Here is a 14,218-nt window from a genome sequence, read left to right as displayed (position 1 = left end):
AGCAAAATTGGCAACCGCTCCGCGTCAGGAGGTTAAGCCCGGGTTACGGAGCTGTTACCATACTATGACGCAATGTAGCTTCTTCTAAGAATACAATTGAAATTATTTTAACTAAAAATGGAACCTTTTGGCCTAGTGTTTGCACCACATCATTCCGTTGCGGAAATAAGTCTACTGGTTTCCTTCCGTAGCGAAAGAGTTATTACCTGTTTTCCTTGGTCTGATTATGCTGTGTTTTCAATCGTTCGGGACTTGCTGCCTGCTCCCATCAGAGCAGGCAGCTTTATCAGTACCACCCAATCCACCCTGGCAATTGCCACGCAGCCAACGCGAACAACCTCTACTCGAAAGCTTCCCGGACACACCCATTACTCATTAGTTCTACTGCCTGATCCTTACGCGTTATCCACGCCGGTTGCCATTCTTAGTTCTGATAATCCCCTATAAGCACGCAAAGCACGTCGGCCCGGCTTCTGGTGAAGCCGGGCCGACGTGCTTTGCGTGTCAGACGGATTCTTAATGCACCACGCTCAGCCGCTCGTTGGCTACGCGCTGGCCTTGGGCATTGAGCAGCACTACCTGGTACAGCCCGGCGGGCAGGCCTTTCAGCGCGAGGCTGGCCGATTTCGGCGTCAGCGCCTGGCGGCGCACCAGCTGGCCGCGAGTGGTGTAGAGATACAGCACGCTGCCTTCGGCGGGCAGGCCGGTGCTCAGCTGCACGCTGGCGGCGTCGGAGGCGGGGTTGGGGTACAGCGTCAGGGCCACGTCGGCCTTGGGCTGCCAGCGCACGGCCTGCACGTCGGAGTAGCTGGCCGTGCCGTCGGTATCGACCTGGCGCAGGCGGTAGTACAGCGTACCGGCGGCGAGGCGGGCGGCTTCGGCGTCGCGGGTGGCGTAGCGGCGCAGAGAGGTGCTGTTGCCGGCGGCCGGCACCCGGCCGATTTCCGCGAAGCGGCCGTCGGCCACGGTGGCGCGCTCCACGGCAAAGTAGCGGCTGTTTTTCTCCATTGCCGTTTCCCAGCTCAGCTCCACGGCCGAGCCGGCCGCTTTGGCCTGGAAGGCGCGCAGCTCCACCGGCAGCACCGTGGGCGGCGTGATGGAGCTCGGGAAGCCCTGCACCGGGTCGTCGGCGAAGGCGTAGTAAATCTGCGCGTTGCTGCCCAGCCCGATGCCGTTGTTGATTTCCACTTCCACCCACTCGAAGTCCTGGGTGGTCATGAAGCCGATTTCCTGGGCATTGCCGCCCAACAGGCCGGTGCTCAGCAGGCTGCTGCCGCTGGCACTTTCCAGGAAAGTCCCGTCGGCGGCGTAGGTGCGCAGCGTCACGTTGCTCAGCAGGCTGGTGCTCAGCAGGCCGTTGTTGAAGCTCATGGCCACGCCGGCGCGGTTGCCCGCGTTGGCGTCGCCGTTCACGCGCAGGCGCAGGCGTTGCGAGCCGCCCAGGCTAACGGTCGGGAAGTTGATCTGCGCGTAGTTGCTCAGCGAAGCGTCGGCCGCCCGCTCCGGGTTGCTGATGCAGCTGGGGCAGTTGCCGCCGGTCTGGTAGTTGCCGCTGGTCTGGCCCGCCGCGAAGTCCGACAGAATGGGCTCCTGGTCCGCAAACGCCCGGGGCTCGATGCCAAAGCCGTAGTACACCTGCAGGTCGTCGAGCAGGCCCAGCACGCCGGTTTTTTCCAGCTCCACGTGGTCGAAGGGCTGGCCGGCACGGAAGCTCACCTGGTATTTGCCATCGGGCAGCAGCTTCAGGTCGAGCAGGTTGGCGGCCGAACCTGTTTCCTGCAGCACGCCGTCCTTGTAAGTCTTGACCTTGAGGCTGCTGAGCACATTTAGGTCCAGCAGGCTGCTGCTGCCAATCACGAAGCCAGCCTGGTAGCCCGCCGGGGCACTGCCCTCCAGCTTCACCTGCAGCGCCGTCTTGCAGCCGACGCCCGTCACGTGCAGGGTGGCGTTGTCGGTGAGCGAGGGCGTGACGGCGTTGAGCGGGTTAATCACGCCGGAGTTCAGGCACGCGAGGCCGCCCGAGGCCGTGGCCACGTAGTCGCTGGCCGAGGCGGCCGTCAAGCGCGAGAGGTAGCCGGTGGCGGTGGTCACCACGTTGGCCGGCACGGCGTAGGCGTAGTACACGTCCAGGGTGTTGAGCACGTTGAGCACGATGGTAGCTTCCACTTCCAGCTGGTCCACGGCGTACTGGCTGATAAAGTCCAGCTGGGTGCGGCCGTCGGCCAGGGTGGTGGCCGTCACGCCCGCGGCGCTGGCCAGCCGCGTGTCCTGCAGCGCTCCGTTGCGGTAAGTCCGCAGCACGATGGCGCCCAGCGCGCTGGCGTTGAGGGTAGTGCCATTGCTCACCACCACGCCCACGCGGTACAGGGCCGGGGCCGCGCCGTTCAGGCTCAGCCGCACGGCGGCCCGGTTGCCGGCGCCCACGCTTTGCTGCACCGTGGCGTAATTGGTGAGCGTGTTGTCGGCGGCGCGGTCGGGGTTGGCCACGCCGCAGCCCACGCACAGCACACCGTTGCGCTGTACGCTATATTGATCAGGTGCGGTGGGCGTCGCAAATTTGGAATAATACGGGTCTGGAGGCGTTTGCGCGGCCGCTTCAAAGGCCGGGCCGGCCAGCCCGGTTGCCACTCCCAGCAACAGGTAATTGGCCGCGTTAGTCAGCAGTGAGACAAGATGTTTCATAATTGCGCAGGTGTATCAGCCGACGGGTTTTGTTCGGCATGTAGCGCAATTGGCAATTCTATGGCCGCCAGGATGTTACCAACAACTACCCTTTGATTATCAAGATATTACGATTATATAAGCAAACTAATATTTTCCAGGCACTGGAATAGTAGTCCCATTTTGGGAATAGTTGGCAGCCTGCCCAGAATGACCTATACTAGCGGCACGCGCCCTTTTGTCCCTATTGCAACGTTCGAAAACAAACTCACCGGGAATCACCGATTCTCATGCCCGCGGCTTGGCTCTTGGCTAAGCGGCGGGGCGACTCCCCCCACACATGCCTTCGCCCTCCCTCACCGTTTTCATTATTGAAGACAACGCCTGGTACAGCGAATTGCTGGCTTATAAACTGACGCAGAACCCGGATTACACGGTTCGGCAGTTTGCTTCGGGGCAGGAATGCCTCAAGCACCTAGCCAGTGAGACGCCGGACCTGATTACGCTTGACTACTCGCTGCCCGATGCCTCCGGCGAGCAGATCATGGTCCAGCTGCGTGAGCGGCTGCCGGAGGTGCCGATCATCGTCATTTCGGCCCAGGAAGACGTGAGCACGGCCATCGAGATGCTCAAGAAGGGCGCCTACGACTACTTCGTGAAGGAAGCCGACACGGCCGAGCGGCTGTGGTTCAGCGCCCAGAAAGTAGGCGAGCAGCTGGCCTTGCGCCGCGAAAACGCCCAGCTGCGCCAGCAGGTAGGGCAGAAATTCGACCCGGCCCGCTCCATCGTGGGCACCAGCCCCAAGATCAAGGAGCTGCTGGCCCTGATCGAGAAGGCCGCCCGCACCAGCATCACCGTGTCGTTGAGCGGCGAAACGGGCACCGGCAAGGAGCTGGCCGCCAAGGCCATTCATTACCAGTCGCCGCGACGCGACCAGCCGTTCGTGGCCGTCAACGTGGCCGCCGTGCCGCGCGACCTGATCGAGTCGGAGCTGTTTGGGCACGAAAAGGGCGCCTTCACCGGGGCCGTGAGCCGGCGCGTGGGCTACTTCGAGCAGGCCCACGGCGGCACCCTGTTTCTCGACGAAATTGCCGAGCTGGACCTGAACTTGCAAGCCAAGCTGCTGCGCGTGCTGCAGGAGCGGGAGCTGATGCGCGTGGGCGGCGCCAAGCCCGTGCCCTTCGACGCGCGCCTGATGGTGGCCACCCACCGCGACCTGGGCGAGGAGGTGAAGGAAGGCCGCTTCCGCCAGGACCTGTACTACCGCCTGCTGGGCCTGCCCATCGTGCTGCCGCCGCTGCGCGAGCGGGGCGGCGACCTGCTGCTGCTGGCCGAAACCTTTCTGCGCGAGTTCTGCCTGCAAAACTCCATGCCGCTGCTGCACTTCTCGGAGGCGGCCCGCCAGAAATTGCTGCAGTACACCTTCCCCGGCAACGTGCGCGAGCTGAAGGCCGTGGTGGAGCTGGCCGCCGTGCTGGCCGAGGGCGACACGATTACGCCCAAGGACCTTTCCTTGCGCAACACCCTGCATCCCGAGGCCGAAGCCAACGGCCAGGAGTCGTTGCGTGAGCAGGTGGCGGGCATTGTGCAGCGCCACCTCGACGCGCACAACGGCAATATTTTGCACGTGGCCCACGTGCTGAAGATCGGCAAGTCCACCATTTACCGTATGATTCAGAATCACGAGGTGCGGGTGCGCTGAACCACGGCGGCGCCGCGCCCTTATCCGCGCCCTGCCTATGCGTCCTGAGTCTGCCCGCCTTCACCGCCAACAGCTGGTCCGCGTCCGCCGCTGGGCCCAGGACCGCTACGCCCGCCAGCAGGCCGAGCAGCAGCTGGCCGAAGCCCAGGCCCAGCTGGCAGCCCTGCAGCAGCAGGCCGAGCAGCAGCGCACCGCCACGGCGGCCCAGCTCAGCCTGCTGCTGCAGACGCTGCCCACCGCCGTGCTGGCCGAAACGCCCACCCGGCAGGTAGCCCTGGCCAACCAGCTGCTGTGCGACCTGCTGGGCCTGCCCGACGCCCCCGCCGCCCTGCCGGGGCAGCACACCGCCGCGGTGCTGGCCCGCGCCACCAATCCGCCCGTCGATGCGGCAGCCTTCGCGGCCTGGGTCGACCGCGCCATTGCCGACCCGGCCCAGGCCGGGCAGCCCACCTTCGACCTGCGCGACGGGCGCGTGGTGCAGGGCCACTACCTGCCGCTCCACCACGGCCCGGCGGTGGCGCTGCACCTGTGGAACTACGAGGACGTGACCCGGCAGCACCACGCCCAGCGGCGCATTCAGCAGCTGTCGGAGCTGTCGGAGCAGAGCCCGAACCCCATTCTGACGGCTGACCTGCAGGGCGAGCTGCGCTACGCCAACGCGGCAGCCGGCCCAGTGCGCACGGCCCTGGCCGACCCGGCCAACTTCGAAACCGCCGCTTTTCTGCGCCGCCACATTGCCGAAGCCGTGGCCGAGCAGCGCCCCCGTACCACGGAGTACCCGCTCGACGGGCATTTCTACATCTGGACGGTGGTGCCGCTGCCGGCCCAAGGCGGGGCCAACGTGTACCTGACCGACATCAGCGTGCGGCGCCGGGCCGAGGCTGAATTGCGCCGCAGCCAGCACCTGCTGGCCCGCATCAACGACACGCTCCCCACGCTGGTGTTCCTGTACGATGTGCTGCAGCGCCGCCTGCTCTACTGCAACGACCAGGCGGAAATGGTGCTTGGCTACGCACCCACCGAGCTGCAGCGTTTCGCGCCCGGCGCCATGCGCACGCTCGTGCACCCCGACGACATACGCGCGCTCATCAACACCTTCAGCCAGTACTCCACGCTGGCCGACGGGGGCCTGCTCGAAGCCGAAATCCGGCTGCAGCACCGCGACGGCAGCTGGCGCTGGCTGATGATCAAGATTACGGTATTCGACCGCGGCGACATGGGCCGGGTGCGGCAGGTGGTGGGCTCGGCCGAAGACGTGACCGAGCGCCACCGCGCCACCGAGGAGCTGGCCCGCAGCCGCCACTTCCTGGCGCGTGTGGCCGACACGGTGCCCAACATCATCTACCTTTACAACCTGCCGGAGGGCCGCAACATCTACTGCAACCAACAGGTGTTCAGCCTGCTGGATTACTCCGAAAGCGACCTACAGGCCATGGGTTCCGGCATGTTCGGCCACCTGATCGTGCCCGAAGACCTGCCGGTGGTGCAGGCCCACCACCAGGCCCTGCGGCAGGCCCCCGACGGCGTGCTGCTCACCACCGAATACCGCCTGCGCCACCGCGACGGCTCGGTGTACTGGCTGCGGGTGCGCGAGAGCGTGTTTGCCCGCGACGCCGACGGCCGCCCCCTGGAAATCATCGGCTCGGGCGAGGACGTGACCCAGCAGAAGCAAGACGAAGCCGAGCGGCAGCGCGCCCGGGCCCGCACGGCCGAGCAAAGCCGCCTGGTGCGGCAGGTTATCGACTCGGTGCCGCACCTGGTGTACCTCAAGGACAGCCGGGGCCGCTACGTGCTGGCCAACCAGGCCACGGCTGACCTGTTCGGTCTGACGGTGGAAGACCTCATCGGCCGCACCATCGAAGCCCTGCACCAGGACCCGGCCACCGTGGTCCGCTACCGCGCCCAGGACCGGGAGGTAATCCAGACCGGCGCGCAGCTGGCCGTGGAGGAAACCTTCGTGCGCGCCGACGGCGACGTGCTCTGCTTCCACAGCATCAAGCGCCCCTTCGTGCAGGGCGACGGCAAAGTGCTGGTGCTCGGCGTCGACAGCAACATCACCGAGCTGAAGCGGGTGCAGCAGGCCCTGCGCACGGCCAAGGAAGCGGCCGAGGAAAACGCCCGCGTGAAGCAGGAATTCCTGGCCAACATGAGCCACGAGGTGCGCACCCCGCTCAACGGCATTCTGGGCATGGCCGGCCTGCTGGCCAAAAGCACCCTCGACGACACCCAGGCCCACTACCTGACCCTGATCCGGCAGTCGGCCGACCACCTGCTGGTGGTCATCAACGACGTGCTGTCGGCGGCGCAGCTGGGGGCGGGCAAGCTGCGCCTGGAGTACATTTCCTTCGACCTCTACGCCCTGCTGCGCGATACGCTCGACAGCCTGCGGCTGCGCGCCACCGAAAAGCACATCCGGCTGTTGCTGGAGCTGCCCGAGGCCCCCGAGCCGGTGCTGGTGCTCGGCGACCCGCACCGCCTGCGCCAGATTCTGCTGAATTTGCTCGGCAACGCCATCAAGTTTACCGCCCAGGGCCAGGTCACGCTCAGCGGGCACTGGGTGGCCGAGGGGCAGGCGGCCGTGACTTTCCACCTCGCGGTGCAGGATACGGGCATCGGCATTGCTCCGCACCAGCTGGCCAGCATGTTTGAGCCCTTCACGCAGGCTTCGGCCAGCACCGCGCGCGAGTTTGGCGGCTCGGGACTGGGCCTGAGCATCAGCCGCGGGCTGGCCGAGCTGCTGGGCGGCCACCTCTGGGCCGAAAGCGCCCCGGGCCAGGGCAGCACCTTCCACGTAGAGCTGCCCCTGCCGCCGGCCCAGGAAGCCACGGCTGAAGTGCAGGAGCCCGGCGCTCCTTACGCTGCTGCGGCCACCGGCCTGCCGCCCGGCACCCGGGTGCTGCTGGCCGAGGACAACCCCGTCAACCAGCTACTGGCCGCCACCCTGCTGCGCGGCTGGGGCGCCACCGTCGATACCGCCGTCAACGGCCTGCAGGCGCTGGAGCTGTTCGAGCAGCAGCGCTACGACGTGGTGCTGATGGACATTCAGATGCCGGGCATGGACGGCGTGACGGCCGCCCGCCAGATGCAGGCCCACCCCGATCCGCAGCGCGCCCACACGCCCGTCGTGGCCCTCACCGCCCACGCCCTGCCCGGCGAGGCGGCCCGCTGCCGACAGGCGGGCTTCGTGGGCTATATTTCCAAGCCCTTCCAGGAAAACAAGCTGCTCACCACGCTGCAGCACCTGCTGGCCCCGGCCGCCGCGCCAGCACCGGCCGTGCCAGCCTCGGTGGTGCTGGCCGAGCCGGCCGCCCCACTCCCGCTCGACCTGGCCCCGCTGCGCCGCCTCGCCGCCGCCGACCCGGGCTTTCTGCGCCACATGATCGGGCTGTTTGTGCGCACCACGCCGCCCGTGCTCGAGCAAATGCGCCAACTCCTGGCCGAGCGCCGCTGGCCGGCCCTGGCCGATAAGGCGCATTTCCTGAAAAGCTCGGTGGGCGGCCTGGGCCTGGACGACCTGCTGCCCGCGCTGCGCGAGCTGGAAGCCGCCGCCCAGCCCGGCGGCCCGGCCCCGGAGCGGCTGGCCGAGCTGACGGAGCAGTTATGCGCGGCCCTGGAACGGATAATGACGCAGCTCAGCCAGGAGTACCTGGCCGACTAACCCCGCCTCCGGCGCCACCCGCCAACCGATTTCGCGTATGCACGCCCGAACCCCCTTCTCTCTGCTCCGTTATGTTGCGCCCCCGATTCTGGCTTCTGTCTCTGCTGCTGATAGTTACCCTGGCCACCAGCTGCGCCCGCCACCGCCGCGCCCAGCGCGAAGCCGCGGCCACCAGCACCGCCGCCGAAACCCACTCCGCCGAGGAAATCCGCCGCGAAAACGTGCGCGACCTAGCGTCCGTTATGGCCGACGAGCTGAAGCTGCGCGACGACCAGACCCAGCGCATCCGTCAGGTGCTGGCCGCCACCGTGGAGCAGGTCAACGCCGCGCAGGCCAAGTACGGCACCGACAAGGCCGCCCTGGGCAGCGCCCTGCGCCGCATCAATACCACTTCCGAAGGCCAGCTCAAGCAGATCATGACGCCAGCCCAGTACCAGCTCTACCAGCAGCGCAAGCCCCAGATTCAGCAGAAGCTGCGCGAACAGCGGGCCGGCAACTAACGCCATCTATTCATGCCTCGCACGTCTACCCGCACCCTGCATTTCGACCCGCAGCTCAGCCACAACGCCAAAGGCAAGCATGTGCGCGACAGTTTGTCGGCGGTGATGCGCACGGGCCCCAACCTGTGGGTGGCCGGCGACGAGCACACTTCCCTCGAACGCCTGCGGCTGCAGCCCGACGGCTCGTTTGGCCAGCATCAGCGCTTCCCGCTGCACCCGCTGCTCGATCTGCCGGGCGGCCCCGACGAGGAAATCGATATCGAAGGGCTGGCCTGGGCCGGTGACTACCTCTGGGTCATCGGCTCGCACGGCCGCAAGCGGGAGCAGCCCAAGCTGCCCAAGCCCGGTCAGCCGCCGCTGGACGATGCCGGGCAGCGCGAACAGGTGAAGCAGCTGAAAAAGGTGGAGCCGGTACCCAACCGCTACCTGCTGGCCCGCATTCCGCTGCTGCCCGATGCCGCTACCGGCGACTACGTGCTGACGCGAGCGGGCATTTCACCGCAGGGCACCAAGCCGCAAGCCGCCCGCCTGCCCATGCACGCCGAGGGCAACGAGCTGATGGACCTGCTGGCAAAGGATGACCACCTGGAGCGGTTTATTGCGCTGCCCGGCAAGGACAACGGCTTCGACATTGAAGGCATTGCCGCCGCGCCCGATGGCCGCGTTTTCGTGGGGCTGCGCGGACCGGTGCTGCGCGGCTGGGCCGTGGTGCTGGAGTTGCTGCCGCAGCCCGCCGAAGACAAGCCCGACGGCCACCTGCGCTTGGCCGAGCTGCCGGGCAGCGGCAAGCGCTACCACAAGCACCTCCTCGACCTGGACGGTATGGGCCTGCGCGAGCTGCACACCGTCGACCACCACCTCTACCTGCTGGCCGGCCCGACCATGGACCTCGACGGCCGCATTGCCGTGTACCGCTGGGCCGACGCGCTGCGCCCGCACACCGGGCACACCATTCAGCAGTGCGCTTGGCTGCTCGATGTGCCCCACCAGCCCGGCCACGACCGCGCCGAGGGCCTGACCAAGCTCGATGACGAGCACGTGCTGGTGGTGTACGACGCGCCGACCACCGACCGCCGCCCCGACTCCGACGACGTGCTGGCCGACGTATTTGCCTTGCCCGTCTGAGCGGCGCCAGGAGCAGAAAAAATATCAGGGAGCCGCCAGGCAACGCCCGCGGGGCCAGCGGCATCTGACGCCGTGGTTGCCGCCTGTTCGTGCCAGGCCGCCGCCTCGGTACCACCCGCACGGCTCTGCTCACCGCTATGTTCAAACCGCTTCTTGCCCCGCTCGTCCTCGTGTTGCTGGCCGCTGGCAGTGCCGCCGCCCAGGCCCCGGCCGCCGAAGTACAATCCCTGACCAAGCAGCTCAACCGCCTCATGGTCGACCCCAAGCCGGAGGAGCCGGCCGAAGTGCTGGTGTCGTTGGCCGACTGCGGCGTGCGCCAGACCGTACGCAAGTACCGCTCGGGCGACAACCCCGGCGCGCTCAACATTTCGGTGAGCAACAGCAAGAACGGCAGCAGCTGGGCGGCCAAATCCAACGACAAGGTGGAATTTGAGCTGAACCTGGGCCTGGAATGGAGCGAAATCGGGGCGGTGAGCTACTCGCTGGTGAAAGCCGAAGCCAAAGACCCGGCCCATTACGACCTGAAGCTGCTGCGCCGCCCGGCGGCCAAGGGCGGCAGCAAGTCGGGCATCGACTCCATCACCCTGCCGCTCTACACCACCAGCGAAACCGAAGTAGCCGAGGTGGTGCGCCGCCTGCGCGCGGTGCAGCGCCAGTGCACCGGCCAGAAAGGGTAACCCCGACGCCACCGCCCGCGCCGCCCGGCCGAGGGCCCTGCCCGGGGCCATTCGCGTACCTTGCGGCCGCATCCATTCCCGCCGCCTATGACCACGCCTGCCCTGGTGCGCACCCCCGAGTCGCGTCACCGCATCTATTTCCAGGACTGCGACCAGCTGGGCCACCTCAACAACGCCCGCTACCTCGATTACTTCCTCAACGCCCGCGAGGAGCACGTGCTGCGCCACTACGCCCTCAACCTGGGCCAGCTGGCCCGCGAGCAGCAGGCCGCCTGGGTAATTACCAAGCACCACCTGAGCTACCTCAAACCCGCCAACCACGCCGAGCAGGTGCTCATCCGCACCCAGCTGATTCACTTCGACAACTCGCGCCTGGTGGTGGAAATGCAGATGCTCGACGCCGACGGCCTGCGCCTGAAGGCCCTGCTGTGGTCGGAAATGGCCTACGTGAGCCTGACCAGCGGCAAGCGCACCGAGCACACCGACGCGCTCATGGACCTGCTCGACCAGCTCGACGAGGAAGAAATCAGCTACGACCCCGACGGCTTCGATGAGCGCGTGCAGGAGCTGCGCCGCCACTTCAAGCAGCAGCGCAAAGCTGCCGGCCAGCTCGACGAATAGGCCCAGCCGCCCCGCCCTGAACAACCCCGCCGCGGTATTTGCCGTTAAGCCAGAACCGGAACCAGCCCCTGCGGGCGGTTCCGGTTTTCGTTTCTATCCCCCCCCCCAAAACACCTGACTGCCATGAGTATTTTCGGTAACGACCCGCTGAAGGGCAAACACATAGCCGTACTGGCCACCGACGGCTTCGAGCAATCGGAGCTGGAAAAACCCGTCAAGGCCCTCAAGGATGCCGGCGCCGAGGTCGACATCGTGTCGCTCAAGAGCGGTTCCATCAAGGGCTGGGACCAGAAGGACTGGGGCGACAAAGTCAGCGTCGATAAAACGCTGGACGAGGCCAAGCCCGCCGACTACGACGCGCTGGTGCTGCCCGGCGGGCAGATGAACCCCGACATCCTGCGCACCGAGCCCAAGGCCGTGCAGTTCGCCGCCGATTTCGTGCGCGCCGGCAAAGTGGTGGGCGCCATCTGCCACGGCCCCTGGCTGCTGGTGGAAGCCGACGTGCTGCGCGGCAAGAATGTCACCAGCTGGGCCAGCCTGAAAACCGACATCAAAAACGCCGGGGGCCAATGGCAAGACTCAGAAGTGGTTGTCGACGGAAATCTGGTGACCAGCCGCAACCCTGGCGACCTGCCTGCGTTTAACCAAACATTAATTGAGAAGATTGGCGGCAAGTAATTGCCCCAAGCGCCTCACTCTTTAAGGCAACCGCCCGACCGTTCACGCGGCCGGGCGGTTGTTGTTTAGGCCCGCCTGATGTGGCCGACGCCCTTCACGGCACCAGCGCCAGCAGCGCCGCCGCGAAACGGTGAATCAGCCCGTACAGCCCCGCATCGAAGGCCAGCAGAAACCCGCCCTGCAGCAGCACCGCCTGCCCGAAGCCCCGCAGCCGCTCGGGGCGCTGCTCCCCGGCCCGCGCCGCCCGCGCCAGCAGCCAGGCCCCGGCGGTGACGTAAGCCACATCGAGGCCCACGTTGAGCAGCAGCAGCTTTTCCAGCCCGAACTGCGCCTCCAGGCTAGCCGCCAGCGTGCGGCCCGCCGCACGCAGCGGCCGCGCTTGAATGATGCCCCAGGTAGCAATGGTGGCGTTGACGGCGCCCCAGGCCACGTTCATCAGGTGGAAATGGTGCCGCACGGTGCGCCGGCCGGTGCGGGCCACCAGCCAGCCGCTCAGCAGCAGGTTTAGCAGGGCCCAGGCCCCCAGCAGGCCCATGCCCTGCTGGGTTAATAGCTCACGTTGCTGGTTTAGCGCATCGAGGGCCACACTGACGGAAGCGGGCATGGCGAAGGGTAGTAAAGCGGAACGGCTGCCGCCAAAGTAAGGACTACACGCAAAGAAGCCAGCCCGGTGGCCGGGCTGGCTTCCTAAAATTCAGCAATATGAATCAGCGGGTGGGGCTATTGCGAGAAGCCGAAGCCCACGTACACCTGCACCACGCTGTTTTTGATGTTGTCGATGCGGCTGTCGGGCGTCATCACGCCGTTTTCCATCTTCGGGTCGTTGTAGATGTCGCCCAGGCTCAGCACGTAGCGCCCCCCGATGCGGGCCGGCCCCACGCGGGCCTCAATGCCACCCACGGCGCCGTAGTCCAGCGAGTTGTAGTTGCGGTCGGCCAGGTTCACCGAGTTCTTGTTCTCCTTGGCGTTGACCAGCAGCGACACCTGCGGCCCCACGTGGAAGCTCACGTTGTCGACGAAGTTGTAGACAAACATCACCGGCACCTGCACGTAGTCGAGTTGGGTTTCGTACTTGGCCGTGTTCGGGGCGCCCGCGCTGGTGGTGCGGTACTGCGAACCGGCTTTGTAGCCCTGGCGGCTGTACAGCGCCTCTACCTGCAACGAGGTCTGGGGCGAAAAGCCGAACTGCGCGTAGGCCCCGGCGTGGAAGTTATTGCGGGCCGACAAATCGGTGTAGTTGTTCTTTTCGGTGCCGCGAATGGTCGAGGCGTTCCAGCCGCCCTTCAGGCCAAAGCCGTTGTTGCGCGAGTCCGGCGTGGTCTGGTAGTCCGACGATTTGCGGATGCCTTCGACGCCGCGCTGGGCGAAGGCGCTGCCGCCGCACAGGGCGCACAGCGACAAGATGAGTGCAATTTTTTTCATGACGAAAAGGCTTGAGGGTTAGGCTACGGCGCTGATTTGCCTGAGGAGGTTACAGCCGCATTAGCAGGGTTCTATACTAAGCCCGGCGGCCCCGGGTTACGCCCTCTCGCCCGGTTTTGAAAAATTTTCTTGACGAGAAGCTTGCAACGCATTATCTTACCAAGTTAAGTTTGTGGCTTCGGGCAATACCCCGTCCGGAGCGTTAGCTCAGTTGGTTCAGAGCGCCACCCTGACACGGTGGAGGTCACTGGTTCGAGTCCAGTACGCTTCACAGAATCCCCGCTTCCATACTAGGAGCGGGGATTTTTGATTTTTACCGGCGCCGACGCCACTGGGTCTGAGCCGACAGAAGCTGCCCAGGCCGTTGATATCAAGGCTATTCGGGGCAGTCCAACTATGCGTGGCAGCAGCTACAACTCCGTAAATGGGCGCCCATCTTCTATCTTGCCCTGCTCCATACTTGTACAACTACCTTATCCATTTCCGATGCCCTTGTTCCTACGCTCGCTCCTGTTTAGCCTGCTGATTCTGGCAGCCACGGCCTGCACCAAGAAGAAAGAACCCGAGCCTACGCCCCAGCTGGAAGGCACCTGGACGGTGCAGTACACTGAAACCACTTTTTTTAATGCTGATGGCGTGGTGTTGGTGCACAGCCCTTCGGCTCCGCCCGTTGAGCCCACCACGTATTTGTTTACGCCGTCTGATTACACGGTAACCGTAGGCAGCCGGCCCTACCTCTACACCTACACGCGCGAGCAAACCATCATCCATAGCCAATACGCAGCTGGTGGTATCGGCAGCAAGCTTGATCTGCTCATCAAGACGCTGACCCAATCCGAGCTGTTGCTGGAGTATAGCTACTCCGCAGGGGCTGGCTACAACCGCATCGTTATTCACCTGGCCCGTTAGCAGCGCCCCGGTAGCTAAGCCTGCTGGCCGATGAATCATTTGGGGGATGTAAACGCCATGCCCGGCCGACTGCCAGACCTGCTCCAAAAAGAAAGCCCGGGGCTATTTTACAGCCGGTTATGAACGGTTTCGCCGGCAGGTTTTTGTCGCGCGGCAAGGAAGTGAGCGGCCTGCTACGGCGGCCTTTTTTAAGCTATAATCCTATCTGGCTCCCCCTGAATTATATATGATATCATACTAAGGATTTATATTGCGGGGTACTTCG

11 protein-coding genes and 1 tRNA gene are annotated in these 14,218 nt (G+C 65.4%); 9 read left to right on the top strand and 3 right to left on the bottom strand.

The window, feature by feature from the left end:
- Nucleotides 1-516 precede the first annotated feature (516 nt).
- Complete coding sequence (locus tag FDY95_RS08915) at nucleotides 517-2,682, bottom strand: T9SS type A sorting domain-containing protein (protein ID WP_138076891.1); 2,166 nt, start codon at nucleotides 2,680-2,682, stop codon at nucleotides 517-519.
- Between the two features lie 319 nt (nucleotides 2,683-3,001).
- Here FDY95_RS08915 and FDY95_RS08910 point away from each other — a divergent pair, with 319 nt between their 5' ends.
- From FDY95_RS08910 to FDY95_RS08880, 7 genes are all read left to right on the top strand, one after another.
- The gene (locus FDY95_RS08910; protein ID WP_138076889.1) at nucleotides 3,002-4,363 is read left to right on the top strand and encodes a sigma-54-dependent transcriptional regulator; all 1,362 of its coding nucleotides are present in this window, start codon (nucleotides 3,002-3,004) and stop codon (nucleotides 4,361-4,363) included.
- 37 nt (nucleotides 4,364-4,400) lie between these two features.
- Nucleotides 4,401-8,021 carry a PAS domain-containing protein gene (locus FDY95_RS08905; RefSeq protein WP_138076887.1) on the top strand — a complete coding sequence of 1,207 codons (3,621 nt, stop codon included), beginning with the start codon at nucleotides 4,401-4,403 and terminating at the stop codon, nucleotides 8,019-8,021.
- Nucleotides 8,022-8,092: 71 nt separating this feature from the next.
- Entirely contained in the window at nucleotides 8,093-8,521 is a 429-nt protein-coding gene (locus FDY95_RS08900) for a hypothetical protein (RefSeq protein WP_138076885.1), read from the top strand.
- A 12-nt stretch (nucleotides 8,522-8,533) separates the two neighbouring features.
- Nucleotides 8,534-9,646, top strand: a complete 1,113-nt coding sequence (locus tag FDY95_RS08895) for a DUF3616 domain-containing protein (protein ID WP_138076884.1) — start codon at nucleotides 8,534-8,536, stop codon at nucleotides 9,644-9,646.
- Nucleotides 9,647-9,783: 137 nt separating this feature from the next.
- Entirely contained in the window at nucleotides 9,784-10,323 is a 540-nt protein-coding gene (locus tag FDY95_RS08890; RefSeq protein WP_138076882.1) for a hypothetical protein, read from the top strand.
- 87 nt (nucleotides 10,324-10,410) lie between these two features.
- Nucleotides 10,411-10,944: an acyl-CoA thioesterase gene (locus FDY95_RS08885; RefSeq protein WP_138076880.1), complete on the top strand. Its 534-nt coding sequence runs from the start codon at nucleotides 10,411-10,413 to the stop codon at nucleotides 10,942-10,944.
- Nucleotides 10,945-11,067: 123 nt separating this feature from the next.
- Complete coding sequence (locus tag FDY95_RS08880; protein ID WP_138076878.1) at nucleotides 11,068-11,622, top strand: type 1 glutamine amidotransferase domain-containing protein; 555 nt, start codon at nucleotides 11,068-11,070, stop codon at nucleotides 11,620-11,622.
- A 94-nt stretch (nucleotides 11,623-11,716) separates the two neighbouring features.
- Here the strand turns inward: FDY95_RS08880 and FDY95_RS08875 are convergent, their stop codons facing one another.
- Entirely contained in the window at nucleotides 11,717-12,226 is a 510-nt protein-coding gene (locus tag FDY95_RS08875; RefSeq protein ID WP_138076876.1) for a DUF6992 family protein, read from the bottom strand.
- 116 nt (nucleotides 12,227-12,342) lie between these two features.
- Nucleotides 12,343-13,044, bottom strand: coding sequence for a porin family protein (locus FDY95_RS08870; protein WP_138076874.1), 702 nt, complete (start codon nucleotides 13,042-13,044; stop codon nucleotides 12,343-12,345).
- Between the two features lie 196 nt (nucleotides 13,045-13,240).
- Between FDY95_RS08870 and FDY95_RS08865 the strand changes: the two genes are divergently transcribed.
- Together FDY95_RS08865 and FDY95_RS08860 are read left to right on the top strand one after the other, a co-directional pair.
- Nucleotides 13,241-13,315, top strand: a tRNA-Val gene (locus tag FDY95_RS08865).
- A gap of 215 nt (nucleotides 13,316-13,530) precedes the next feature.
- A complete protein-coding gene (locus FDY95_RS08860; protein WP_138076872.1) occupies nucleotides 13,531-13,953 on the top strand; it encodes a hypothetical protein in 423 nt (140 codons plus the stop codon).
- Nucleotides 13,954-14,218 lie beyond the last annotated feature (265 nt).

The sequence above is a fragment of the Hymenobacter jeollabukensis genome, from assembly GCF_005771675.1.
GTDB lineage: Bacteria > Bacteroidota > Bacteroidia > Cytophagales > Hymenobacteraceae > Solirubrum > Solirubrum jeollabukense.
This window is presented reverse-complemented; position numbering and strand designations above follow the sequence as displayed.

Bases quoted from the DNA above. Each gene is read 5' to 3' on its own strand.
- FDY95_RS08905 (WP_138076887.1), top strand. From the start codon at position 4,401: ATGCGTCCTGAGTCTGCCCGCCTTCACCGCCAACAGCTGGTCCGCGTC.
- FDY95_RS08880 (WP_138076878.1), top strand. From the start codon at position 11,068: ATGAGTATTTTCGGTAACGACCCGCTGAAGGGCAAACACATAGCCGTA.
- FDY95_RS08895 (WP_138076884.1), top strand. From the start codon at position 8,534: ATGCCTCGCACGTCTACCCGCACCCTGCATTTCGACCCGCAGCTCAGC.
- FDY95_RS08890 (WP_138076882.1), top strand. From the start codon at position 9,784: ATGTTCAAACCGCTTCTTGCCCCGCTCGTCCTCGTGTTGCTGGCCGCT.
- FDY95_RS08860 (WP_138076872.1), top strand. From the start codon at position 13,531: ATGCCCTTGTTCCTACGCTCGCTCCTGTTTAGCCTGCTGATTCTGGCA.
- FDY95_RS08875 (WP_138076876.1), bottom strand. From the start codon at position 12,226: ATGCCCGCTTCCGTCAGTGTGGCCCTCGATGCGCTAAACCAGCAACGT.
- FDY95_RS08910 (WP_138076889.1), top strand. From the start codon at position 3,002: ATGCCTTCGCCCTCCCTCACCGTTTTCATTATTGAAGACAACGCCTGG.
- FDY95_RS08885 (WP_138076880.1), top strand. From the start codon at position 10,411: ATGACCACGCCTGCCCTGGTGCGCACCCCCGAGTCGCGTCACCGCATC.
- FDY95_RS08915 (WP_138076891.1), bottom strand. From the start codon at position 2,682: ATGAAACATCTTGTCTCACTGCTGACTAACGCGGCCAATTACCTGTTG.
- FDY95_RS08870 (WP_138076874.1), bottom strand. From the start codon at position 13,044: ATGAAAAAAATTGCACTCATCTTGTCGCTGTGCGCCCTGTGCGGCGGC.
- FDY95_RS08900 (WP_138076885.1), top strand. From the start codon at position 8,093: ATGTTGCGCCCCCGATTCTGGCTTCTGTCTCTGCTGCTGATAGTTACC.